The 21,186-nt window shown below is 69.3% G+C and carries 20 protein-coding genes and 1 pseudogene; 8 read left to right on the top strand and 13 right to left on the bottom strand.

Going from position 1 to position 21,186, the window contains the following annotated elements; translation table 11 throughout:
* Positions 1 to 45: 45 nt before the first annotated feature.
* On the bottom strand, positions 46 to 1,185 hold the full coding sequence (locus tag ACGFU7_RS22020; protein ID WP_393697703.1) for a Dyp-type peroxidase: 1,140 nt from the start codon (positions 1,183 to 1,185) through the stop codon (positions 46 to 48).
* Positions 1,186 to 1,670: 485 nt separating this feature from the next.
* Positions 1,671 to 1,811 (bottom strand): hypothetical protein, encoded by a 141-nt coding sequence (locus ACGFU7_RS22015; RefSeq protein ID WP_393697702.1) that lies wholly within the window; start codon positions 1,809 to 1,811, stop codon positions 1,671 to 1,673.
* A gap of 805 nt (positions 1,812 to 2,616) precedes the next feature.
* On the opposite strand from ACGFU7_RS22015, the gene ACGFU7_RS22010 reads away from it, so the two are divergent.
* Positions 2,617 to 4,074 carry a multicopper oxidase family protein gene (locus ACGFU7_RS22010; RefSeq protein ID WP_393697701.1) on the top strand — a complete coding sequence of 486 codons (1,458 nt, stop codon included), beginning with the start codon at positions 2,617 to 2,619 and terminating at the stop codon, positions 4,072 to 4,074.
* A gap of 110 nt (positions 4,075 to 4,184) precedes the next feature.
* Here the strand turns inward: ACGFU7_RS22010 and ACGFU7_RS22005 are convergent, their stop codons facing one another.
* Positions 4,185 to 4,880 carry a TetR/AcrR family transcriptional regulator gene (locus ACGFU7_RS22005; RefSeq protein WP_393697700.1) on the bottom strand — a complete coding sequence of 232 codons (696 nt, stop codon included), beginning with the start codon at positions 4,878 to 4,880 and terminating at the stop codon, positions 4,185 to 4,187.
* 126 nt (positions 4,881 to 5,006) lie between these two features.
* On the opposite strand from ACGFU7_RS22005, the gene ACGFU7_RS22000 reads away from it, so the two are divergent.
* The 7 genes and pseudogenes from ACGFU7_RS22000 to ACGFU7_RS21970 all read left to right on the top strand — a co-directional run.
* Complete coding sequence (locus ACGFU7_RS22000; protein ID WP_393697699.1) at positions 5,007 to 6,689, top strand: amidohydrolase; 1,683 nt, start codon at positions 5,007 to 5,009, stop codon at positions 6,687 to 6,689.
* A gap of 82 nt (positions 6,690 to 6,771) precedes the next feature.
* Positions 6,772 to 8,403, top strand: a complete 1,632-nt coding sequence (locus ACGFU7_RS21995; RefSeq protein WP_393697698.1) for an ABC transporter substrate-binding protein — start codon at positions 6,772 to 6,774, stop codon at positions 8,401 to 8,403.
* 8 nt (positions 8,404 to 8,411) lie between these two features.
* Complete coding sequence (locus ACGFU7_RS21990; protein WP_393697697.1) at positions 8,412 to 9,368, top strand: ABC transporter permease; 957 nt, start codon at positions 8,412 to 8,414, stop codon at positions 9,366 to 9,368.
* Positions 9,365 to 10,228: an ABC transporter permease gene (locus ACGFU7_RS21985; RefSeq protein WP_393697696.1), complete on the top strand. Its 864-nt coding sequence runs from the start codon at positions 9,365 to 9,367 to the stop codon at positions 10,226 to 10,228. Before ACGFU7_RS21990 ends, ACGFU7_RS21985 begins: the two co-directional genes overlap by 4 nt.
* Positions 10,228 to 11,259, top strand: coding sequence for an ABC transporter ATP-binding protein (locus tag ACGFU7_RS21980; protein WP_393697695.1), 1,032 nt, complete (start codon positions 10,228 to 10,230; stop codon positions 11,257 to 11,259). The genes ACGFU7_RS21985 and ACGFU7_RS21980 overlap by 1 nt, the downstream gene beginning before the upstream one ends.
* The gene (locus ACGFU7_RS21975) at positions 11,256 to 12,119 is read left to right on the top strand and encodes an ABC transporter ATP-binding protein (protein WP_393697694.1); all 864 of its coding nucleotides are present in this window, start codon (positions 11,256 to 11,258) and stop codon (positions 12,117 to 12,119) included. Before ACGFU7_RS21980 ends, ACGFU7_RS21975 begins: the two co-directional genes overlap by 4 nt.
* Positions 12,120 to 12,376: 257 nt before the next feature.
* Positions 12,377 to 12,865 (top strand): annotated as a pseudogene (locus ACGFU7_RS21970) (ISAzo13 family transposase); the annotation flags it as partial.
* A 13-nt stretch (positions 12,866 to 12,878) separates the two neighbouring features.
* On the opposite strand, the gene ACGFU7_RS21965 reads toward ACGFU7_RS21970, so the two are convergent.
* The 10 genes from ACGFU7_RS21965 to ACGFU7_RS21920 form a co-directional block, all read right to left on the bottom strand.
* Positions 12,879 to 13,598: a GntR family transcriptional regulator gene (locus ACGFU7_RS21965; protein WP_393697693.1), complete on the bottom strand. Its 720-nt coding sequence runs from the start codon at positions 13,596 to 13,598 to the stop codon at positions 12,879 to 12,881.
* Positions 13,599 to 13,739: 141 nt separating this feature from the next.
* Positions 13,740 to 14,057 (bottom strand): fumarylacetoacetate hydrolase family protein, encoded by a 318-nt coding sequence (locus tag ACGFU7_RS21960; RefSeq protein WP_393697758.1) that lies wholly within the window; start codon positions 14,055 to 14,057, stop codon positions 13,740 to 13,742.
* 76 nt (positions 14,058 to 14,133) lie between these two features.
* Positions 14,134 to 14,994: an amidohydrolase family protein gene (locus ACGFU7_RS21955; protein WP_393697692.1), complete on the bottom strand. Its 861-nt coding sequence runs from the start codon at positions 14,992 to 14,994 to the stop codon at positions 14,134 to 14,136.
* The gene (locus ACGFU7_RS21950) at positions 14,991 to 16,037 is read right to left on the bottom strand and encodes an aldo/keto reductase (RefSeq protein ID WP_393697691.1); all 1,047 of its coding nucleotides are present in this window, start codon (positions 16,035 to 16,037) and stop codon (positions 14,991 to 14,993) included. The genes ACGFU7_RS21955 and ACGFU7_RS21950 overlap by 4 nt, the downstream gene beginning before the upstream one ends.
* Positions 16,034 to 16,792: an SDR family NAD(P)-dependent oxidoreductase gene (locus tag ACGFU7_RS21945; protein ID WP_393697690.1), complete on the bottom strand. Its 759-nt coding sequence runs from the start codon at positions 16,790 to 16,792 to the stop codon at positions 16,034 to 16,036. The genes ACGFU7_RS21950 and ACGFU7_RS21945 overlap by 4 nt, the downstream gene beginning before the upstream one ends.
* Positions 16,789 to 17,109 carry a hypothetical protein gene (locus ACGFU7_RS21940; RefSeq protein ID WP_393697689.1) on the bottom strand — a complete coding sequence of 107 codons (321 nt, stop codon included), beginning with the start codon at positions 17,107 to 17,109 and terminating at the stop codon, positions 16,789 to 16,791. The genes ACGFU7_RS21945 and ACGFU7_RS21940 overlap by 4 nt, the downstream gene beginning before the upstream one ends.
* A 51-nt stretch (positions 17,110 to 17,160) precedes the next feature.
* On the bottom strand, positions 17,161 to 17,484 hold the full coding sequence (locus ACGFU7_RS21935; RefSeq protein ID WP_393697688.1) for an L-rhamnose mutarotase: 324 nt from the start codon (positions 17,482 to 17,484) through the stop codon (positions 17,161 to 17,163).
* The gene (locus tag ACGFU7_RS21930) at positions 17,481 to 19,025 is read right to left on the bottom strand and encodes a sugar ABC transporter ATP-binding protein (RefSeq protein ID WP_393697687.1); all 1,545 of its coding nucleotides are present in this window, start codon (positions 19,023 to 19,025) and stop codon (positions 17,481 to 17,483) included. The genes ACGFU7_RS21935 and ACGFU7_RS21930 overlap by 4 nt, the downstream gene beginning before the upstream one ends.
* On the bottom strand, positions 19,022 to 20,119 hold the full coding sequence (locus tag ACGFU7_RS21925; RefSeq protein ID WP_393697686.1) for an ABC transporter permease: 1,098 nt from the start codon (positions 20,117 to 20,119) through the stop codon (positions 19,022 to 19,024). The genes ACGFU7_RS21930 and ACGFU7_RS21925 overlap by 4 nt, the downstream gene beginning before the upstream one ends.
* Entirely contained in the window at positions 20,116 to 21,186 is a 1,071-nt protein-coding gene (locus ACGFU7_RS21920) for an ABC transporter permease (protein ID WP_393697757.1), read from the bottom strand. The genes ACGFU7_RS21925 and ACGFU7_RS21920 overlap by 4 nt, the downstream gene beginning before the upstream one ends.

The following is a 21,186-nucleotide window of genomic DNA, read 5'->3' as shown; positions in this document are numbered from 1 at the left end:
GGGCCGGGCGGCGTCTCGCCGACGCCGCCCGGGGGCAGGGAAGGATCAGGTCAGGAGCCCGCGGGCGTAGTAGTCCTTCTCGTCCCGAACTCCGGGGAGTGCAAAGAAGTAACCCCCGCCCCGTGGGCTGATGAACGGCACCAGTGTTTCGTCTTCCAGCCGGGTCTGCATGGCGACATAGGTGTTCAGCTCTTGCTGGAAGCAGACGAATGCATGCCCCATGTCGAGTTCCGGCAGGTTGAAGCTCCGGTCGTAGTCGTAACTGCGACGCAGGATGGTGCTGGTCGCCGCGGTCTGCGGAGTCTGGGGATTGGCGAGGCGGATATGAGAATTCAGCGGGGTGATCAGGCCCTGCGGGTCGTTGGTGTAGATGGGGTCGAGGAGATCCGTGGCGTTCGCATCCACGGCGTACATGGGGGCGCCACTCGCCTTGCGGCGGCCGAAGATCTGCTCTTGTTGAGCAACGGGCACCTTCTGCCACGCCTCGATGAAGAAATGCACGATACGCACCACGTGGTACGTGCCGCCCGTGGCCCAGTCCGGTTCGGCGCTCTTCGGCTGGACCCAGACCACCTGATTCATCTGGGCATCGTCGGTGACGGTCGGGTTGGAGATGCCGTCCTTGAAACCGAACCAGTCACGCCGGACACCGACGGGACGCTCCGGATTGCGCTGGCCGTCAATACGCCAGCGCAGCTTCGCCGCGGACTTGGTGTGCATCAGAATGTCGAGCAGCGCGTGCACCGTCGTGTCGCGGTGATCAGCGCAGATCTGGACCAGCAGGTCACCGTGGCTCAGCGCGGGATCCAGGTCGTCATGGCGGAAGGGCGTCATCTTGACGAGCTGGACCGGCTTGCGCGCGTTCAACCCGTAGCGGTCGTCGAAGAGGGACGCGCCCACTCCGACCGTGAGAGTGAGACCATCCGCCACGAACGTGGGCCCCATGATGCCGTTGTCCGATGGCGTTGCGGTCGGGGGCACCTCCGGTGGCCTGCCGCCCGCCGTGAGGAAGCGGGCTCGCGCGGTCAGCGTGCGGAACAGGTCGGTGAGCTCCGCGCGGTCGGAAGCGGTCACGTCGAACGAGACGAAAATCGCGTCCTGTTGGGGCGCAGTGGCGATGCCTGCCTGATGAAAGCCGTGAAAGGGAATCGTACGGGACTTCGGTTGCGCCTTGATCTCGCCCATCGTGTCGGCGAGCGCCTCACCACTGCCCAAGGCGGCTCCGCCCGCTGCTCCGGCCAGGCCCGCGGCGGCGCCGTGCAGAAACGACCGCCGGGCAAACGCACTTGCCGGGCACCCTTCGCCGCTCCACCCGTCCTCCAGGGACGCGGATGTCTCGTCAGCCATGGTTCCCCTCAGGCAAGGATCCCGGCGGCAAGCCGTACGGCGCTGCCGCCATCGGATTCCGTGAACTGGCCCCGGCTCAAGTGGCGCGCGACCGCATGCGGCAGCCCAACCGGCGTCTGGAGTGCCGCCAGTTACATAACCGTTCCGCAAAACGAAATATATTGGACATCCAGACTCGCGCCACTTGGAGAGACGACGCTTGGTCGACCTCTCTCACCGCAGACGTCGTGCTGGGATCGCGGCCCGTCGAGCGCGCGACGGCGCATACAGTCCTGTGGTGTGAATGGATCGTACGGATGCACGGAGCAGGTGGACGTCCTCAGTCACTTCTTCAGCGCGTACGCCGAGGGAGTGTCCTCCTGTCCGATCCGCAAGGTCGCCATGATCGCCAGGTGCACATCACCCACCACAACCACGTCGTACTGTGCGTCTGTCCTGTCTGTCGCGGCCTGTGTCTTCGCCATTCCGACGCGCCCCGTTCCTGCGCCGAGCGCATCGGCGCGACGTGACGCCCATTGCGGCGTCGGCGCCGATCCGCCATCGCCACGCCACCGTGTGGGTGGACGACCTGCGCGGCCAGTGCGTCGCGGGCCGGTGCCGGCCGATCGGCCGGCACGCCAAGCACCCGCCAGGCGGTTGACACGGCCCGGCGGCACCCAGCCCGCTCGACGCCCTCGGACACCACTCCAGCGCAGAAGCCCAGGTTCCCCGGGTCGCTGCGCTGCCGCACGCCGAGCCCTCTGCGTTCCTCTGTCCCCTGTGCGCGCATCCCGCTCAAAGCCCTTGCCGGGGGCCGTGTCGTTCCGGCCCGCTGTGCCGGAGCCCGCGGCTCGCGGCGCGGGCGGCAGCAGATTGTGGGGCGGCGCGGGCCTGAGGATGCCGGCGGCTGGGTGTCGTCGTGCGCGGTGAGAGGGGAGATGGCGGAGATGACGGAGATGACCAGGTGGTCGATGCTGTTGAGCAACCGCGTCCACTCGGCGCCCAGTTTTCTGCGCAACCGTCCTTGTCGGCTCACCCGGAATCTGTAGCTGATCAGGCCCGCGGTCTCCGCATCCTCCGGATTCGGCAGAGCTCAGCCGACAAGGACGGTACGGCAGGAATACCCACATCCCGGTGGGTCGTCGTCCGCGCCCGCAGTCCCGGGCGACGTCCGCGGATCGGGGGTGGCTGTGTCGCGCGAATGCTCCACCGGGGTAGCGCACGGGTTGGACCGCGTGCTTGCTGGTAGTGAGCTACGTGCGATGTGGGGATCCCAGGAGTGGAGATGCAATGCGGTGTCGGTCCAAGCTGCCCGAACTGGCCACTGCCGTCGTTGTCGTCATCGTCCTCCTGGTCGGTGGTTGTGCCGGCGAGCGGCCACCGGAACGGGAGCCGGCGCAGGCGCAGCCGGCGGCTGTCCCCCTGCAGTCGCCGGCGGTTGCGCAGGGTGCCCCGCTGAAGGAGCCGGCGCAGATGGTGAGCCGCAACGGGGTCCTGCGGGTGGAACTCGTCGTGGCGAGGCGAAAGGTGGAGGTGGGCGGCCGCAAGCTGTGGGCCCTCACCTACAACGGCCACTACATGCCGCCGACGCTGCGGATCCGGCCGGGGGACAAGCTGGATCTGACGATGAAGAACGCGCTGAACGAGACCACCAATCTGCATGTCCACGGACTTCATGTGTCGCCGAGCGGCAACTCCGACAACGTCTTCATCCACATCCATCCCGGCCAGACGTTCCATTACGCCTACCAGTTCCCGAAGAACCTCGCCGCCGGCACCTACTGGTACCACTCACATGCGCACACGATGTCCGCGCCGCAGGTCGCCGGGGGCATGTCGGGCGTCCTCATCGTCGACGGACTGCAGCAGTACCTGCCGACGGGCTTGCGTCACATCACCGAGCATGTCATCGCGCTCAAGGACTTCCAGGTCGAGGGCGATGCGGTCAGGACCAAGGGCCTGCACATCGGCGCACCCACCAACCGCACGGTCAACGGCCAGCTGAACCCGACCATCCGTATCCGGCCGGGCGAGACCCAGCTGTGGCGGCTGGCCAACATCAGCGCCAACATCTACTACAAGCTCCGCCTGCAAGGTCAGCGGTTCCATGTGATTGCCCACGACGCCAACCCCGTCGACCGGATCTGGACGGCTGACTCGCTCCTCCTCGCGGCGGGCGCCCGCTTCGACGTCCTCGTGCAAGGGGGTCCGGCCGGCCGTAGCCAGTTGCAGACGCTCGCGTACAACACCGGGCCGGCCGGTAACAAGTTCCCGCAGGCGACCCTGGCAACCCTGGTGACCGAAGGACCGTCCGCACACCCGGCGGCCCTGCCCACCTCGCCCTTCGCGTCGACCGACGACCTGAGCCACGCGGCGATCGCCGCACGGCGCACCCTCGTGTTCTCCGAGAACAAGGACGGCAGCAAGTTCTACATCAACGGCAAGCAGTTCGACGCGAACCGGGTGGACGTCCGGTCCAAGCTGAACACGGTCGAGGAGTGGACCGTGCGCAACGACAGTAACGAGGAACACTCGTTCCACGTGCACGTCGACGATTTCCAGTTGATGAGTATCAACGGCCGTCCACACCATGGCCACGGCTTGCAGGACACGGTGAGCGTGCCCGCCAAGGGGCAGCTTGTCATCCGGATCCACTTCACGAACTACACCGGCAAGACCGTCTTGCACTGCCACATCCTCAATCACGAGGACGCAGGCATGATGGCGGTGCTGGAGATCGTCAAGTAACGGGCCGGCGTCGTACGGCCGGATTCGGCGGTCTGTCCGCCGATTGCTGGGGAAGCCGGGGAAGGGTGGGGTGTCGGGCGTGGTGGCGAGTGCGGTGGCGGTCGCGGGGGCTACGCCCCGCGCAGGGTCGCGACCCGCTTCTCGATCGCGGAGATCAGCGCCTCGACCCTGACCTCGAAGATCTGCTCGTCCGTCACCTCGGGCAGCTCGGTGCTCAGGCGGGTGATGTTCGGGAATCCCCGCGCGTCGACCAGGCGGTACTCGCGGCTCCAGGAGGATTCGTCGGCTGCCCGGATGTCCGCGTCGAACAGCAGGTAGGCGGCGCGCTGGCCGACGAAGGCGAGGAGCGAGTCGCCGACCATGCGGTAGTGGACGGCCGCCTCGGCGCCCTGGAGGCCGGCCTCCATGACGGCTCCGAGGATGAGTTCGACGACCCGGAACTCGTTGGGCCGCCGGGTGGTCCGGCTGGCCATGGTCGAGCCGACCACCGGATATTTGAGGGCGACCTCCAGCGAGCCGACGGCGAGCGCCCGGATGCGCCCCTTCCAGTCGAGGCCCTCGGGGATGCTGTCGAGCACCTCGCCGAGCGTGCGGTCCGCAACGGACAGCAGCAGCTCGTCCTTGTCGCGGAAGTGCCGGTAGATCGCGGTCGGGTCGGTGCCGAGCTCCTCGCCGAGGCGCCGGACGGTGAAGGCGTCCTCGCTTCCGCGAGCCGCGATGCGCAGGCTCGCCTCGATGATGGCGTCGGGCGTGAGCTGGCTGCCCGCGCGCTTGTTCCGGGCGGTGGTGGCGGGTGATTTCGGCATGGTGCGGCCAGTGTATCGATCGGAGACCGAGGCAGCGCAACACCGTTGACAACAACGTTGCGCTGCCGTTCACTCCTCCTCAACAACAAGCCAGCGGGTCCGCCCGCCGAGCCGGAGGATGCGTTGATGGCGAACACCAGCCAGCGGGCCGACACCGTTTTCGTGGGAGGCCGGGTCTTCACCGGGACCGGGCCGGCCCCGGTGGACGCGGCCGTCGCCGTCGGGGGCGGCCGGATCCTCGCCGTCGACGACGCGACCACGGTGCGGTCGCTTGCGGGCAGGGCCACGGAGGTCGTCGACCTCGCGGGCGGCCTGCTCGTCCCCGGGTTCCAGGACGCCCACGTCCACCCCGCGGTCGCCGGGGTCCAGATGCTCGGCTGCGACCTGAGCGACGAGCGCTCGGTCGACGGCTACCTGGCGGTGGTCGCCCAGTACGCCAAGGACCACCCGGACGCGGCCTGGATCCGCGGTGGCGGCTGGTCGATGGACATCTTCCCCGGGGGTACGCCGACGCGAGGCATGCTCGACGCGGTGGTCCCGGACCGGCCCGTCATGCTCACCAACCGGGACGGCCACGGCGCCTGGGCCAACACCCGCGCGCTGGAGATCTCGGGCGTCGACCGCCACACCCCCGATCCGGCGGACGGGCGGATCGAGCGGGAGCCGGACGGAGCTCCGGCCGGCACCCTCCAGGAGGGCGCCGTGGACCTGGTCGGCCGGCACCTGCCCATAGCGACACCGGACGAGGCGCACGCCGGACTGCTCGCCGCGCAGGAGCACCTGTTCTCCCTCGGGGTGACCGGCTGGCAGGACGCCATGATCGGCGTCTTCCCCGGCAACCCCGACAACTTCGACGTCTACCTGCGCGCGGCGCGTGAGGGTTCGCTGCGCGCCCGCGTCGTCGGCGCTCTGTGGTGGGACCGCGAACGCGGCATGGAACAGCTTCCCGAACTGGAGGAGCGCCGCCGCACCGGCCGGATCGGCCGCTTCAACGCCACCAGCGTCAAGATCATGCAGGACGGCATCGCCGAGAACTTCACCGCCGGAATGCTTGAGCCCTACCTCGACGGCTGCGGCTGCCCCACCGCCAACTCCGGGCTGAGCTTCATCGAACCCGGCCTGCTCGCCGAGGCGGTGTGCGCGCTCGACCGCTCGGGCTTCCAGGTCCACTTCCACGCGCTCGGGGACCGCGCCGTCCGCGAGGCCCTCGACGCACTCGCCGCAGCCCGCACCACCAACGGCGTCAACGACAACCGTCACCACATGGCCCACCTGCAGCTCGTCCACCCCGATGACATCGGACGCTTCGCGAGCCTGGACGTCGCCGCGAACATCCAGGCACTGTGGGCCGCGCACGAACCGCAGATGGACGAGCTGACGATTCCGTTCCTTGGGCCCGAACGCGCTGCCCTGCAGTACCCGTTCGGGGACCTGCGGCGCGCCGGAGCCCGGCTGGTCGCGGGCAGCGACTGGTCGGTGAGCAGCCCCAACCCACTGTGGGGCATCCACGTCGCCGTCAACCGCGTCGTCCCCGTCGAGGCGCCCAACGCGCCCGGGACACAGGAGCCCTGTGCCCCTTTCTTCCCCGAGCAGGCACTGACCCTGTCGCAGGCGCTGACCGCCTACACCGCGGGCAGCGCCTGGGTGAACCACCTCGACGACGTGACCGGCACCGTCGAGGTCGGCAAGTACGCGGATCTCGTCGTCCTCGACCGCGATCCCTTCGCGCACCCTGCCCTGGAGATCGCCGACACCCGGGTGACCCGGACCTACATCGACGGACAGCTCGTCTTCGCCGCCACCGACTGACCACGTACTTCACCAAACCCACCCCAGACGGAGGCAGACGATGCCATCAGCCAGAGCGGGATCGCGACGACAGTCACGGCCGTTGCGCCACACCGTACGGACCTTCATCGCGGCGGCCGCGGTGCTCATTTCGAGTGCGTGCAGCGGCACAGCGCACCCGGACCAGGGCGGCAGCGGAGCCGCCGCGTACCGGTTGACGGACCGGACGCCCGCCGCCGCGGGCAACCTGGACTCCTTCACCTGGTCGCTCTTCGCCGAGCCGACCTCGATCGACTACGCCTACGCGTTCGACTACCCGCCCAACCAGATTCTCGCCAATGTCTGCGAGAGCCTGCTGCGCTGGAACCCCGACCTGACGACCTCGCCGAACCTGGCGGCCTCGTACGCCAATCCGACGCCCACCACCTGGGTGTACAAGATCCGGCCCGGCGTGCGTTTCCACGACGGGACGGTGCTCACCGCGGACGACGTCGTCGCCTCGCTGCGCCGCAACCTCGACCCCGCCACGGCCAGCGTCTGGGCCTATCCGTTCCGGAACGTGAAGTCGATCGCCAAGAGCGGCCCGCTGGAGGTCACCGTCACGCTGGCGAAGCCGGACTCGACCTTCAACAAGTACCTGGCTGCCAGCCCCGGCACCGTCGAGTCCGCCGCCACCCTGGCCAAGGCCGGCAAGGACTACGGCAGCCCCAAGGGCGGTGTGAACTGCACCGGACCCTTCTCGTTCGCCTCCTGGACCCCGGGCCAGTCGCTCGTGCTCAAGCGGTTCGACGGTTACTGGAACCCCCAGCTCAAGGCCAAGTCGGGCCAGGCGAAGTTCGTATTCCTGAGCGACGCGACGACCCGCGTCAACGCCTTCCAGAGCGGTGAGGTCGACGGCGGCTGGATGGTCCCGGCCAGCGCGTACGCCCAACTGCGGTCCTCCCAGGCCGGAACGCTCTACTTCGGGCGGAACACCACCGTCGCCGACGAGGTGGTCAGCAACCTCAAGGGCCCGCTGGGCGACGCCCGGGTGCGCCAGGCCCTGCTCATGGCCATCGACCGCAAGGGCATCGTCAAGGCCGGAGTCGGCGGGGTCGGGGAGGTCGCCGACTCGCTGGTCACCGAGAACCTCTGGAGCGACGTGCCCGCGGCGACCCGCGACGGCCTCCTCAAGGACCTGCCGAGCTACCCGTACGACCCGGCCAAGGCCAAGGAACTCGCCGCGAAGGCCGGCGTGAACGGCCAGGAGGTCGTGATCGCGACCAGCCCGCTCGACTCCCAGACGACGATCATCACCCAGGCCGTCGCCCAGGCGGCCACGGCGATCGGCCTGAAGCCCCGGATCGACACCATCTCCGCCGAGAAGTACTCGACGCTCTTCACCGACCCGGCCGCCCGCAAGGGCATCGACCTCTTCCTCACCTTCTGGTACATGTCGATCACCGACCCCCTGGACATGTACGGATCCCTGCAGACCGGCGCGGACACCAACTACGGCAGCTGGTCCGACTCCGGCTTCGACGCGGCCGTCGACCGGGCCGTCGGCACCTACGACCCGGCCGGGCACGCCGCCGCCAACGCCGAGGCACAGCGGATCTCCATGAAGCAACTGCCCTGGCTGCCCCTGTACACGCAGCCCGTGAGTGTCTTCCTCGGCAAGCGGATCACCGGCGTCCAGCCGTCGATCGCCTATCTGTACTACCCGTGGGCGGCCGAGATCGGGGCGAAGGGATGAGAGCCCCAGTGACACGGGCAATACGGGTCCTGCGCAGACTGGCCGGGATGGCCGCGACCCTCCTGGTCACCTCGTTCCTGGTGTTCTCCTCGCTGTACCTGGCGCCGGGCGACCCGGCGAGCTTCCTGGTACGGGGGCGCAGCGCGAGCCCGCAGGAACTCGCCGAGATCCGGCGGCAGTACGGGTTCGACGAGCCGTTCCTGGTCCGGTACGGGCACTGGCTGGAGGGCGTCCTCCACGGCGACTTCGGCCGGTCCTACCTCTTTCACCAGGACGTCAGCTCGGTCCTCTGGTCGCGCCTGCCGGCTTCCTTGCTGCTGGTCGTGGTGTCGGCCCTGATGATCGCGGTGGTGGGCGTCGCGGCTGGGATGGTCGGGGCGCTGCGGCGCGGCACGCGCACCGACGCGACGCTGATGCTGCTCGTGACGGTGGGGGCCGCCGCCCCCGCTTTCGTCGCCGCCCTGCTGCTGAGGTCGGTGTTCGGGGTGCGGCTCGGCTGGTTCCCCACCATCGGGAACGGCACCGGCGTACTCGACAGCCTGCACCATGTCGTCCTTCCCGCGGTGGCCCTGTCCGTGACGTTCATGGCCCTGGTGACCCGCGTGACCCGCTCGGCGATGCTGGACGAACTGGGCCGTGAACACGTCGAGGTCGCGCTGAGCCGCGGCACACCCCGTTGGACCGTGATCCGGCGTCATGTCCTGCGCAACGCGCTCGGACCGATCGTCACGGTCTCCGGGCTGCTCGTCTCGGGGATGCTGGTGAGCACCGCGATCGTGGAGACCGCGTTCGGCATGTCGGGCGTGGGCTCGCTCCTCGTACAGTCGGTCAACCAGCTGGACTTCCAGGTGGTGCAGGCGATCGTCCTGCTCGTGGTGGCCGCGTTCGTCGTGGTCAACGCCCTGGTGGACCTGGTGCATCCGCTGATCGATCCGCGGGTGACGGCAGCGGGGAGCGCACGATGAGCGCACAGATCGCCGATGTGGTGCGCGGCCCGGTCACCCGGCTCAGGTTGTTGGGTGGCGGCTGGCTGCAGCGCCTGTGCCTGCTGCTCCTGGTCCTGTTCGTCCTGGTGTCCGTGTTCGCGCCCTGGCTGGCACCTCAGGATCCGACCTTCGGTGACCTGGGCGCGGGCCTGCAGGGCCCGAGCGCCGAACACTGGCTCGGCACCGACCAGGGTGGACACGACACCTTCTCGGCCCTGATCGAGGGAGCCCGTACGAGCCTCGCCGGGCCGCTCGCGGTGGTGGTGTTCTCCACCGTGACGGGCATCGCCGTCGGCCTGTTCACCGCCTGGCGGGGCGGATGGACCGACACCCTGGCCGGCCGGATGCTCGACATCGTGTTCGCCTTCCCCGCGCTGCTCGTCGCGATCCTCGCGGTGGCGGTCTTCGGCAAGGGGATGACGGCGCCGGTGATCGCCATGGCCATCGCGTACATGCCGTACACCGCGCGTCTGGTGCGCGGCCTGGCCATGCAGGAGAAGGCCAGGCCCTACATCGCGGCCTACCGCGTGCAGGGGCACTCCGGAATGTTCGTCGCGGTCCGCAGACTGCTGCCGAACATCGGCCCGACCGTGCTCGCGCAGTCGACGGTCAACTTCGGGTACGCGCTGCTCGACCTCGCGGCCCTGTCGTTCCTGGGGCTGGGCGTGCAGCCGCCGACACCCGACTGGGGCGCGATGATCAACCAGAGCCAGGCCGCCGTTCTGCAGGGCGAGCCGCTGTCCGCGATCGTGCCCGCGGTCGCGGTCGTGCTGGTCGTCGTCGCCTTCAACGTCGTCGGGGAGAACTTCGGCGACCGGCTCGCGGGGAGGGACTCCTGATGACACTGCTGGAGTACGAGGACCTGAGCATCGAACTGCCCGGGATGGCCCGCCCGGTCCTCGACGGCATCAGCCTGAGCGTCTCCGCCGGCGAGGTCGTCGCCCTGGTCGGCGAATCCGGCTCCGGGAAGTCGGTCACCGCTCGGGCCGCCCTCGGCCTGTTCCCGGCCGGCGCCGGGATCGACGGCCGGGTCCGTGTCGACGGGACCGACCTGGTCGGCGCCGACGCCGCGAGTCTGCGCGCAGTGCGCACGACCAAGGCATCGATGATCTTCCAGGACCCCCGGGCCGGCATCAACCCGGTGCGCCGTATCGGGGACTTCCTCACCGAGTCGCTGCGCCTGGGCCGCAACTGGTCCAAGGACCGCGCGAACGCCCGGGCCGTCGAACTGCTCACCGCGGTCGGCCTACCGGACCCCGCCCGGCACCTGAACCAGTACCCGCACGAACTCTCCGGCGGCATGCTCCAGCGCGTCATGATCGCCGGTGCGCTCACCGCCGAACCCCGGCTGCTGCTGTGCGACGAACCGACCACCGCCCTGGACGTCAGCACCCAGGCCGAGATCATGGCCATCCTGGGAAGGCTGCAACGCGAGCGCGACCTGGGCCTGCTCCTCATCACCCACGACATCGAACTCGCAGCCGCCGCCTGCGACCGGATCTACGTGATGTACGCCGGGCGGATCGTCGAGACGGCGACCACGGCCGAACTCTTCGCCTCACCCCGCCACCCGTACACCGCCGGCCTGCTCGGCTCGTCCCCGCCCCTGTCGGCGCCGGACGGCCCGGTCGCCCGCCTCACCCCGATCCCCGGGGCTCCGATGAGCCTGCTGGACTCCGCGCCCGGCTGCTCCTTCGCGGCCCGCTGCCGCTTCGCCCAGCCCGGGCGCTGCGACCAGTCACCGCCGCCACTGGAACGGCAGGGTCCGGCCCTGGTCGCCTGCCACCGCGCCGACGAACTCGCCGAAATGCCCGGCGCGGTCGCCGCGGCGGCAGTCGGCACTCTCTCGCCGAGCAAGGAGGACTGTTGACCACCGATCCCACTCCCGCAGCGCGCACACTGCTCCAGGTGAGCGGTCTGCGCAAGACCTACCGGACGGGAGCGGCGGAGGTCGTCGCGGTTGACGACCTGTCGTTCTCCGTACGGGCCGGCGGGGCGCTCGGCATCGTCGGGGAGTCGGGTTCCGGCAAGACCACCACGGCCAGGATGCTGATCGGCCTCGAACGCCCGGACGCGGGACGGATCCTGGTCCAGGGCGAGCCGCTGGCCGCGACCGTACGCGGGAAGGAGGCCCGGCTGGCCCGGGCCAAGGCGGTCCAGATCGTCTTCCAGGACCCCTACCTCTCGCTGGACGCGCGGATCAGCATCGGCGCGACCATCGACGGGGTGCTGCGCCTGCACGGGCTCCACGACCGCGCGGCCCGGGCGGCCCGGGCCAGGGAGCTGCTGGCCCAGGTCGGCCTCGGCGACCGCGAGGCGGCCGCGCTGCCCCGCAGGCTCTCCGGCGGGCAACGCCAACGTGCGGTGATCGCACGGGCGTTGGCCGTCGAACCCGCTGTGCTCGTGCTCGACGAGGCGGTGTCCGCCCTGGACGTGTCGGTGCAGGCACAGGTGCTCAACCTGCTGTCGGATATCCGCCGCGACACCGGCATCGGCCTGGTGTTCGTCAGCCATGACCTGGCCGTCGTCCGGTACGTCTGCGACGAGGCGCTCGTCCTGTACCGGGGTCGGACCATGGAATACCGGCCCGTCGCGGATCTGCTCACGACACCCGGACATCCCTATACCCGGCTGCTGCTGGCGTCCGTTCCCCGGCCGGGCTGGGACCCCGACTCGATCAGCCGCCGGCGCCGGGAGCTCGATCCCCTGAAGTCGCACGGTCCGGGGTGACGGGGGAGGATGAAGACCATGACGGTGCCACCGCCCCCTGGGGGAACGGTGGCACCGTCATGTCGTCAGCGCGGGATCGCCCGACCGGAATGGCCCGGGGGAGCGTCGCCGACCGCCTCACTGAGCAGTCCATGCAGGAGTGGGACCGGCGCGCCGAGCAGGATCCCAAGCATGGGTGAACATCGGATTCGGTCAGTGACTGGTCCGGACGAGACTCGTGACCAACTCGGTGTGACGTTCGCTGTGTTGTTCCGCATCTGAACGAGCGGCAGCGGCGGCTGTTGACGGGTGCGGCGGCCCGGGGGCTGGGGCACGGCGGTGTCCGGGCCGTCGCAGTGGCCGCTGCGGTCAGCGAGACGACGGTCCGTAAGGGCGTATTCGAACTCGAGGCGGGCGAGGAGCCCCTGGGGCAGATGCGGCGGCCGGGCGGGGGCCGCAAAAGGGTCGCGGATCTGAATCCGGGTCTGCGGCCGGCGCTGTTGGCGCCGGCCGAACCGGATGTGCGGGGTGACCCGATGCCGCCGCTGCGGTGGACGGTGAACTCCACCCGCACGCTTGCGCGGGAGCTGACCTGGGCCGGGCACCGTGTCAGTGCTGACACCGTCGCCGACCTGCTGCGGGAGGAAGGCTTCAGCCTGCAGGCCAATGTCAAGAAGCTCAAGGGCAGCCGGCACCCGGACCGGGATGCCCAGTTCCGCTACCTCAACGAGCAGGCGCGCGAGCACCGGGATGCCGGCCCGGTGGTCCCCTGTGCCTGGGTCAGGATTTCGTCTCGTGGCTGAGCTGGCGCTCAAGGCTGTGTGTCAGGTGCTCCGCCATGGCTTCCGCGGCGCGATCGGCCTTTCTGCGCAGTATGGCGCGTACGACTCGTTCGTGTTCCACCAGCGTCGGGTCCTCGGTCACCTGGACGTTGGTGAGCCGGAAGACGTGCAGATGCGAGTGCAGCCGCTCCACCGCGTCCGCGAGCAGCGGCCGATGCGATGCCTGGGCGATTGCGTCATGGAGCCGCTGGTCCAGAGCGGCGAAGTCACGGTAGTCCGCGTACCGACCGGTCGGCCCCGGATGCGCCCGCATCTCCTCCACGATCCGCTCGATGGTGTCGAGCTGTTCCTCGGTCGCGTTGGTCGCGGCCAGCGCTGTGGCCCTCGGTTCCAGCAGCAGACGCATCTCGAAGAGTTCCTCAAGCCCCTGGCGGGTCAGCAACTCGGTCGCGCGGTATCCCGAAAGAGATCGCTTCACCACCAGACCGTCGGCCTCGAGCCGGGCCAGGGCTTCGCGCACCGGGGTCGGTGACACGCCGAGGGTACGCGAGAGGGCTTCGATGCCGACCCGGGCACCTGGTGCGATCTCGTGGTCCATGACCCTGGCCTTGATGTCCTCGTAGACGCTCTCCGAGAGCACCTGCCGGGCAGGAGACGAGCCCTGTGGCTTCCCGTTCGGCTGCCCTGTGCTGCCTGCGGAACGGTCGTGCGGCGGCATCCGTTCTCCTGCTGCTCGGGGCTTGTCGGGACACTCGCAGTTTAGCGAGGTGACGACAGGGCCCAGGACGGTCTCGGACGTGAGACGGCCCCGAGTGCCGTCGGGATGGGGCCGGCCCCTTCGAACGCTCGACATCGGTGATCAACCCTGGCCGAACATCTGCCGCTGCGACCGGAGTCCGTCGATCTCGACTTCCACCGTGTCCCCGGCCCGGAGGTGAGGCGTGCCGGGAAGTCCCGGGGCCACCCTGGCCGGAGTACCCGTGTCCACCGTGTCACCGGGCTCGAGGACCATGTACCGGCTGAGGTACCAGACGATGGGTCCACATTGAAGGTCATGTGCTTGGTGGTGAAGTTCTGTCGCTCCCGGCCGTTGACGCTCAGTCCCGGAGAGGTCGGACAGCCAGCTGTCGTCCGAGGGGACCGCTGGGCGTTCACCGCCGACAGGACCGAGGCGCATGCACTTCATGGGTATTCCTCTCTGGACAGGTCTCCTGGTGGATGGGCCCGGGAGTCGAGCGCCGATGGGACGGCGACTACGGGAGGCGCAGCCGATAGGCGCTGAGGGCTGTGCCGCCGAGGACGTCGGCCTGTTCGTGAGCGGCGAGTTCGTGGATCAGGGCGTGTGCTGTGTCGAATACCGTGGCGTAGTCGGCGGCCAGGGTGCACACGGGCCAGTCGGAGCCGAACATCACGCGATCCGGCCCGAAGGCGTCGAGGATCCTGGCGGCGAAGGGGCGAAGGTCCTCGACGCTCCAGCGCATCCAGTCGGCCTCCGTGACGAAGCCCGACAGCTTGCAGAACGTGTTGGGTTCTGCCGCGAGGTCGCGCAGGTGCGACGCCCACGGTTCAAGCGCCGCAGCCGCGATGCCGGGCTTGCCGGCGTGGTCCAGCACGAACCTGAGACCGGGCAGACGGCGAGCCGCAGCAGTGGCCGCCGGCAGCTGGTGCGGCAGGACGACAAGGTCGTACGCGAGGCCCGCGTCGGCGACCGCGGCCAGCCCCCGCAGCACATCCTCGCGTACCAGCCACTGAGGGTCGGCTTCGGCCTGGACCTGGTGACGCACGCCCACCAGATGTTCGCCTCCGGGCATCCCGCGCAGCTCGACAAGCCTGTCCGCCACACCCGGAGCGGTGAGGTCGGTCCATCCGACGACCCCGGCGACCAGCGGCTCCGATGCCGCCTGGGCCAGCATCTCCGGTGTCTCCTCAGCGACCGTCACCGTCTGCACGAGGACGCTCGCGACAACTCCGGCCTGTTCTGCCGCCGGACGCAGGTCCGACAGCGAGAAACTGCGTCGAAGCGGCGCCAGGGCCGGGCCGGTGATCCAGCCCTGGTCGCGTACGGCCAGGTCCCACACATGGTGGTGGGCGTCAACGACGATCGGTGCGGTCATATGGCACTCCCTGTACGCGGTTCGCCGCCGCTCCGGTCGGGCGACGGGCTCAGCGGGAGCGGTACGTTGGCGGGGAGCAGCCCATCGGCGCGAAGCTCCTCCCACAGAGGGGCCGGCAGGGGGCGCTGGAACTGCCCCACCGCATCCTCCACCTCCTGTGCGCTGCGCAGGCCGAGCAGCACGGACGCGACGGCGCGGTGGCCCAGGGGAAAGCGTGCCGCGACCGCCCGAAGGGGTACTCCGTGCTTCTCGCAGACCCGCTGCAGGGACAGCGCACGTTCCAGCATGTCCGGCGCGGCCGTCCGGTAGCCGTAGGTCGCTCCCCGTCCGGGCGCTGCGAGCAGTCCTGAATTGAAGACGCCCCCTGCCACCACCGAGACGCCCCGCTCTGCGGCGAGCGGCAGCAGTTCCTGGAGACCGCTCTGCTCCAGGAGTGTGTAGCAACCGGCGAGCAGCACGACGTCGATGTCGGTCTCCCGTACGAAGCGGGCCGGCATGGAGGGCTGGTTCATCCCCAGCCCGATGGCCTTCACCATGCCCTCCGCGCGCAGCTGTTCCAGGGCGGGATAGGCCTCGTCGAGAGCTTGCTTCCCGTGGTCGTCCGGATCGTGCAGGTACACGATGTCCACATGGTCCAGGCCGAGGCGGGTCAGACTGTCGTCCAGGCTGCGGCGCACGCCGTCGGCGCTGAAGTCCCACACTCGCCGGTGGGTTGCCGGGACTGCGAAGCCATTGGCAAGGTCGTCCCCCACTACGCCGGAGGCGGGTTCGAGCAGGCGGCCGACCTTGGTGGAGACGGTGTACTCGCTTCGCGGCCGGATGCCCAGCGCGGTGCCGAGGCGGCGTTCGGACAGTCCCAGACCGTAGTGCGGTGCCGTGTCGAACGACCGGATGCCGTGGTTCCAGGCCGCGTCGAGGGCGGCGGCCGCCTGCTCTTCGATCATCTCGGTGAAGAGGTTGCCGAGGGCCGCCGCGCCGAAGGCAAGGGGCGATGTCCAAGCGGTGCTGCTGCCGAGTGGTTCCCTTCTGAGAAGCTTGTTCATATGCCGACCGGCCTCAGGCGCAGACCGGCCATTCCCCCGTCGACGGCCAGGGCGGTACCTGTGACGGAGCCCGCCGCTGGGCCGGCCAGGCAGACGATGGCCGCGGCCACCTCGTCGGCGGTGACAAGACGCCCGTGCGGCTGGCGGGCGTTGAGCGCTGCCCGTTCCGCGGCCGGGTCGTCCGAGGCGTCCAGCAGTCTGCCGATCCAGGGTGTGTCCACCGTTCCCGGGTTGACACAGTTGACCCGGATGCCTTCCCGTACGTGGTCGGCGGCCATCGCCCGGGAGAGCGAGAACACGGCACCTTTGCTCGCGGAGTACAGGGCACGCTGGGGGAGTCCGGCTGGCGCGGCGATCGAGCAGGTGTTGACGATCGCAGCATGCGTGGAGCGGCGCAGGTGGGGCAGCGCGGCGCGGGTGGCGCGGACGACACCGAGGACGTTGATGTCCAGGACGGTGTGCCACTGCTCGTCGGAGTTGTCCTCGACGGTGCCGGCGGCGCCGATACCCGCATTGTTGACGAGGATGTCGATCCCGCCGAAAGCCGCTGCGGCGGCCTCCATGGCGTCCCTGACCGAGGCGTCGTTCCCGACGTCGGCGTGCAGCCCTGTCAGGGGCGGCTCGCAGCCGGACGGATCGAGATCGAGAACGGCCACGCGGGCACCCCGCTCCACGAGAAGCCGGGAGGTGGCCAACCCGATACCTGAGGCGCCGCCGGTGACGACAGCGTGCAGTCCGGTGAGTTCGGCGGTCATGCGGGCACCTGTGTGGTGGTGGCGAGGCCACCGTGCCGCGCCGCGCCGATGGCGGGCCGGAACGCCGCATGGGGATACGTGTCCGTCGGGAGGGAGCCGGCGAGTCCCGTCGCCGAGAGGCCCGGCGTGCTCGCCTTGAGAGAGTGGCCGTCCCGGATCACCACGGGGTCGCCGAAGCGCTCATGAAGATGGAGGTACGCAGCGCAGCAGTCGGGATCGGGGTTCATCGCGTCCGAGCAGTCCAGCCTCCGGGAGGCCGGGAGGCGGATGCCGCAGGTGTCCGGAGCGACGACCCGCGCGATGGTGTCTGAAGGCAAGGGGATTCCTGTTCGGTAGGGAGTACGGGAGGAGATGCGGAGTCCGATCGCTCACTCCATGAAGAACACCTGCTCCATCGATGCCCACCGCTCTCCGGGCGCCGCCTCCTCGACGGGCTCCTGGCACGGGTCGGTGAGCCGCCACCAGGCTTGCGTCGCCCTGTCTGCGGCCATGAGGGCGAGGTCGGCGGCCAGATCGTTGCCGTGGTACTCGAAGTAGCTGAACAGCCGGTCGCCGAGAAAGTGGATCGAGTAGTTCGCGATGTGACAGGCCCGCAGCCGGTCCAGCACCGGCTGCGGAACATCGCGGTGCAGCTCGCGGTACTCGCCGAGTTTCTCCGGGCGGACCCGGATCACCTGTGCCACACGCTTCATCCGGCATCCGCCGTCGCGGTCACGGCGGAGATCGCGCGGTCGTGGATGATGCGGATGATCCTGCCGCTCATCCCTTCGTAGTCGCGGTCGTTGGCGACCTCCCCACGGATGCGGTGATCGGCCATCACGATGACGCGGTCCGCCAGTGTGATCATCTCCGCCAGGTCGCTGCTGATCAGCAGGATGGGCAGGCCATCGCGAGCCAGCTCCCACAAGAGCTCGTGGAAGGAGTGTTTGGTACGGACGTCGACGCCCACGGTCGGCTCGTCGACAATGAGCAGGCGGGTGTCGGCCGCGAGCCACTTCGCCAGACTCACCTTCTGCTGGTTGCCGCCGGACAGTTCGCCGGCTTTCTGCCCGAGCCCGGAGATGCGGATGCCCAGGCGCTCGACCAGAGCCTGCGCCACGTCCCGCTCCTCGCGGGCGGAGACGAATCCGAGGGCCTTGGCAAGTCTCGTCCACACCGTCACAGTGATGTTCCGCTGGATGGGCTGCTCCAGGAAGACGCCCTCCTCCTTGCGGTTCTCGGTCAGGTAGCCGATGCCGAACCGGTGGAGCGCCTGGCGCGGCGACCTGATCCGGGCCGGCTTGCCGTGCACCCGGATCTCACCGCCGGTGCACCGGTCCAGGCCCAGCACCGCCTTCACGAGTTCGCTGCGTCCGGCGCCGACCAGACCGTACAGACCGACGATCTCACCGGGACGCACGTCCAACGAGATGTCCTCATGCCCGTCGGCGGTGGAGAGCCGGTCGAGCGAGAGCACCGGGGCGGCGGCGGTATCGACGGCACGGGGCTCCATGACCGTCGCGGCGTGGGCCCGGCCCACCATCAGACTGACCACGTCGTCGTGCGTGTGATCCGGGAGCGGCGAGGACTCGAGCACGGACCTGCCGTCGCGAAGCACGGTGACGGTGTCGCAGACGGCGAAGACCTCTTCGAGTTTGTGGCTCACGAAGACGACGCAGGTGCCCCTGGCCGTCAGCCGCCGAATCACGTCGAACAGCCGCTCCGCCTCCTGCGGGGAGAGTGAAGCGGTCGGCTCGTCGAGGAGCAGCACCTTACTCTCGGTGTGGAGCGCCTTCGCGATCTCCACCAGCTGCTGTTGTGCCACCGACAGTTCGCGGACAGGCCGGTGCGGATCGATGTCCAGGCCCAGTTCCGCCAGACAGCCCAGTGCGGGGGCCGTCATCGCGTCACGGTCGACGAGTCCTCGGCGTGAGGGAGGGCTCTGCAGCGTGATGTTCTCCGCGACCGAGAAGCCGGGAATGAGGTTGCGTTCCTGGTGGACGACACCGATACCGGTACGGGTTGCCTCCAGCGGAGAGCGCAGGTGGACCTCTTTGCCGAGCCAGGTCAGACGGCCGCCGTCGGGGGCGTGCACACCGGTCAGCACCTTGATCAGGGTGGACTTGCCTGCGCCGTTCTCACCGAGCAGGGCGTGTACCGAGCCCGCCGTCAGGCGTAGTCCGACGCCGTCCAGAGCCCGTACTCCGGGGAAGACCTTGACGATGTCCTGGCATTCGAGAAGGACGTTGCTCATCGCGCACCTCCCGCGGTCGGCAGGGCGCCGTCCGTCTCGCGGCCGGTATCCACGGGAGACGGTGGGACATCAACGGGCGCCGGTGGGATACGTCCTTGCGCCTTGCCCTTCTTCTCAAGATGCGTCTGGTGCACTCGCCCACCGACCACGGTGCCCAGCACGACCAGGCCGATGAGGAAGTTCACCCAGCTCGGGTCGAGCGAGAACTGGGCCCGCGCGGCGTCGATCAGCCGCATCACAAAGGCCGCAAGCACCGTGCCGAACACCGCGACGGAGCCACCGTTGAGAGCGACACCACCGATGATGGGCGCGGCGAAACTCGGCAGCAGCCAGTCGCCGCCGACGCTGCGGTTGACACCCGGCAGTGAGGCTGTCGCAGTCAGCGCGGCCACGCCGACCAGCAGGCCCGACACGGTGTGGGCGAGCACGATCTGCCGGTCGGTGGAGATGCCGGACAGTCTGGCCGCCAGCGGATTGCCGCCGGCAGCAAGCAGGCGACGTCCCGCAATGGTGCGGTACATGAACGCTGCGAGCAGGGCAGCCGAGGCCAGCGCGACGAGAAACACCAGCGGAGTGTTCAACGGAGCTGCTCTGCCGAGGTCCTTGAGGGTCTCGGAATAGCCGTCGACCGTACGGGTGCCGGCCAGCCGGTACTGGGCCCCCAGCAGGATCGTCATCGTGCCGAGCGTGACGATGAAGCCGTTGATCCGCGTCGCCACGATGAACAGGCCGGTCACCAGGCCGATGACCGTCGCCGTCAGCACGCCCACCGTCGCGGCGATCGGCGCCGGCACACCACTGTCGGCCATCAGCACGCCCATCAGACAGGCGCTGAAGCCGCCCAGGGCACCGATCGCGAGATTGAGCTGGCCCACACACAACGCGACCATCTGGGCGAGGCCGATCAGGATCGGCGTGGCCAGGTACTGCAGGAAGGTACGTACGGAAGGGCCGTCGAAGAAGGAACCCGAGGAGGCCACGCCCAGGGCGATGTACCCGGCCAGCACGACGCAGAGCAGAGTCATCGTCGTCGAGCGGGAGAACTGACGCAGGGCCGCGCCGGTCCGGGCTCCCCGATCGTTGGTCGTGATCATGTGGAGCGCACCACCTTGCGATAGGACACGACAGTGCGCACGCGGTCAGCCGACAGGGCCAGCAGCAGAACGCAGCCGAGGTAGATGTTCAGGCTCTCGAGGCCGACACCGAGCAGGTCGAGTCCCTTGCGGATCACGCCGACCAGGGAGGTTCCCAGCAGAGCGCCGATCACCGAGACGACGCCGCCGGTGAGCAGGGTCCCGCCGAGCACCGCGCCGAGGAACGACGGCAGCATGAAGTCGTCACCGATGGACGCGCGGAACGTTCCGGTGCCGACGGCGGCCATGAAGCCGGCGAGCGCGGCGAGCAGTCCCGACATGGTGTGCGCGAGGATGACGCGACGGCTCGTGGGAATGCCGGACAGCTCGGCCGCCGCCGGGTTGGCACCGGTGAGCAGCAGTTCCCGGCCGAGACGGGTGCAGCCGTACAGGAAGCCGAGGCCGGCCAGCGCCAGCACGGTGAACTGAATCATCTGCGGCACGGCGGGGGAGCCGCACACCGGGCCGACGCAGATGTCGGCCAGCGAGTAGGAGCGCAGTTCGGCCAGCCCCGACGGCCTGGTGGTGAACGCCGCGTTCTCCGTGAGAGCCGAGTACAGCAGCGAGACCAGACCCAGCAACGCGAAGTCCATGGCCAGGGTCACCACGAAAGAGCTCACACCGGTGCGGGCGATGATCCAGCCGGTCAGGGCGCCGATGGCGGCTCCGGCGAAGAGGCACAGCAGCAGGCCGAGCGGCAGCGAGAGGCCCAGCCGGTCGTAGCCGAACCCCGCGAACAGGGCTCCGAAAGCGGCCATGCGGCCGACGGCGAGGTTCATGTGCCCGACGGACAGGACCACCATTTGGGCCAGGGCGACCACGGTCAGAGTCGCGATGTCCCGCAGCAGTGGGAAGAGGACGAGCCGCTCGTCCAGGAAGGCGGGGCGCAGCACACCGAACAGAGCGCACAGGACGACGATGAGCACGAGCAGACCAAGCCGTTGGTTCATCCAGAACGGCGGCTTGTGCGCCGGGCGCTGTGCGGTTGGCGGCGCGGTGGTGTCCACGTCGTCGTCGGGCGGAGCCAT

Origin of the sequence: Streptomyces sp. NPDC048473, assembly GCF_043200155.1 — a bacterium.
Classification (GTDB): Bacteria; Actinomycetota; Actinomycetes; order Streptomycetales; family Streptomycetaceae; genus Streptomyces.
This window is presented reverse-complemented; position numbering and strand designations above follow the sequence as displayed.

What these genes read in the sequence shown, in the direction of transcription:
- ACGFU7_RS22010 (WP_393697701.1), top strand. Translation starts at nt 2,617, where the DNA reads ATGCGGTGTCGGTCCAAGCTGCCCGAACTGGCCACTGCCGTCGTTGTC.
- ACGFU7_RS22000 (WP_393697699.1), top strand. Translation starts at nt 5,007, where the DNA reads ATGGCGAACACCAGCCAGCGGGCCGACACCGTTTTCGTGGGAGGCCGG.
- ACGFU7_RS21925 (WP_393697686.1), bottom strand. Translation starts at nt 20,119, where the DNA reads ATGATCACGACCAACGATCGGGGAGCCCGGACCGGCGCGGCCCTGCGT.
- ACGFU7_RS22015 (WP_393697702.1), bottom strand. Translation starts at nt 1,811, where the DNA reads ATGGCGAAGACACAGGCCGCGACAGACAGGACAGACGCACAGTACGAC.
- ACGFU7_RS21980 (WP_393697695.1), top strand. Translation starts at nt 10,228, where the DNA reads ATGACACTGCTGGAGTACGAGGACCTGAGCATCGAACTGCCCGGGATG.
- ACGFU7_RS21960 (WP_393697758.1), bottom strand. Translation starts at nt 14,057, where the DNA reads ATGCGCCTCGGTCCTGTCGGCGGTGAACGCCCAGCGGTCCCCTCGGAC.
- ACGFU7_RS21930 (WP_393697687.1), bottom strand. Translation starts at nt 19,025, where the DNA reads ATGAGCAACGTCCTTCTCGAATGCCAGGACATCGTCAAGGTCTTCCCC.
- ACGFU7_RS22020 (WP_393697703.1), bottom strand. Translation starts at nt 1,185, where the DNA reads ATGGGCGAGATCAAGGCGCAACCGAAGTCCCGTACGATTCCCTTTCAC.
- ACGFU7_RS22005 (WP_393697700.1), bottom strand. Translation starts at nt 4,880, where the DNA reads ATGCCGAAATCACCCGCCACCACCGCCCGGAACAAGCGCGCGGGCAGC.
- ACGFU7_RS21950 (WP_393697691.1), bottom strand. Translation starts at nt 16,037, where the DNA reads ATGAACAAGCTTCTCAGAAGGGAACCACTCGGCAGCAGCACCGCTTGG.
- ACGFU7_RS21965 (WP_393697693.1), bottom strand. Translation starts at nt 13,598, where the DNA reads ATGCCGCCGCACGACCGTTCCGCAGGCAGCACAGGGCAGCCGAACGGG.
- ACGFU7_RS21945 (WP_393697690.1), bottom strand. Translation starts at nt 16,792, where the DNA reads ATGACCGCCGAACTCACCGGACTGCACGCTGTCGTCACCGGCGGCGCC.
- ACGFU7_RS21985 (WP_393697696.1), top strand. Translation starts at nt 9,365, where the DNA reads ATGAGCGCACAGATCGCCGATGTGGTGCGCGGCCCGGTCACCCGGCTC.
- ACGFU7_RS21955 (WP_393697692.1), bottom strand. Translation starts at nt 14,994, where the DNA reads ATGACCGCACCGATCGTCGTTGACGCCCACCACCATGTGTGGGACCTG.
- ACGFU7_RS21935 (WP_393697688.1), bottom strand. Translation starts at nt 17,484, where the DNA reads ATGAAGCGTGTGGCACAGGTGATCCGGGTCCGCCCGGAGAAACTCGGC.
- ACGFU7_RS21920 (WP_393697757.1), bottom strand. Translation starts at nt 21,186, where the DNA reads ATGGCTCCGCCCGACGACGACGTGGACACCACCGCGCCGCCAACCGCA.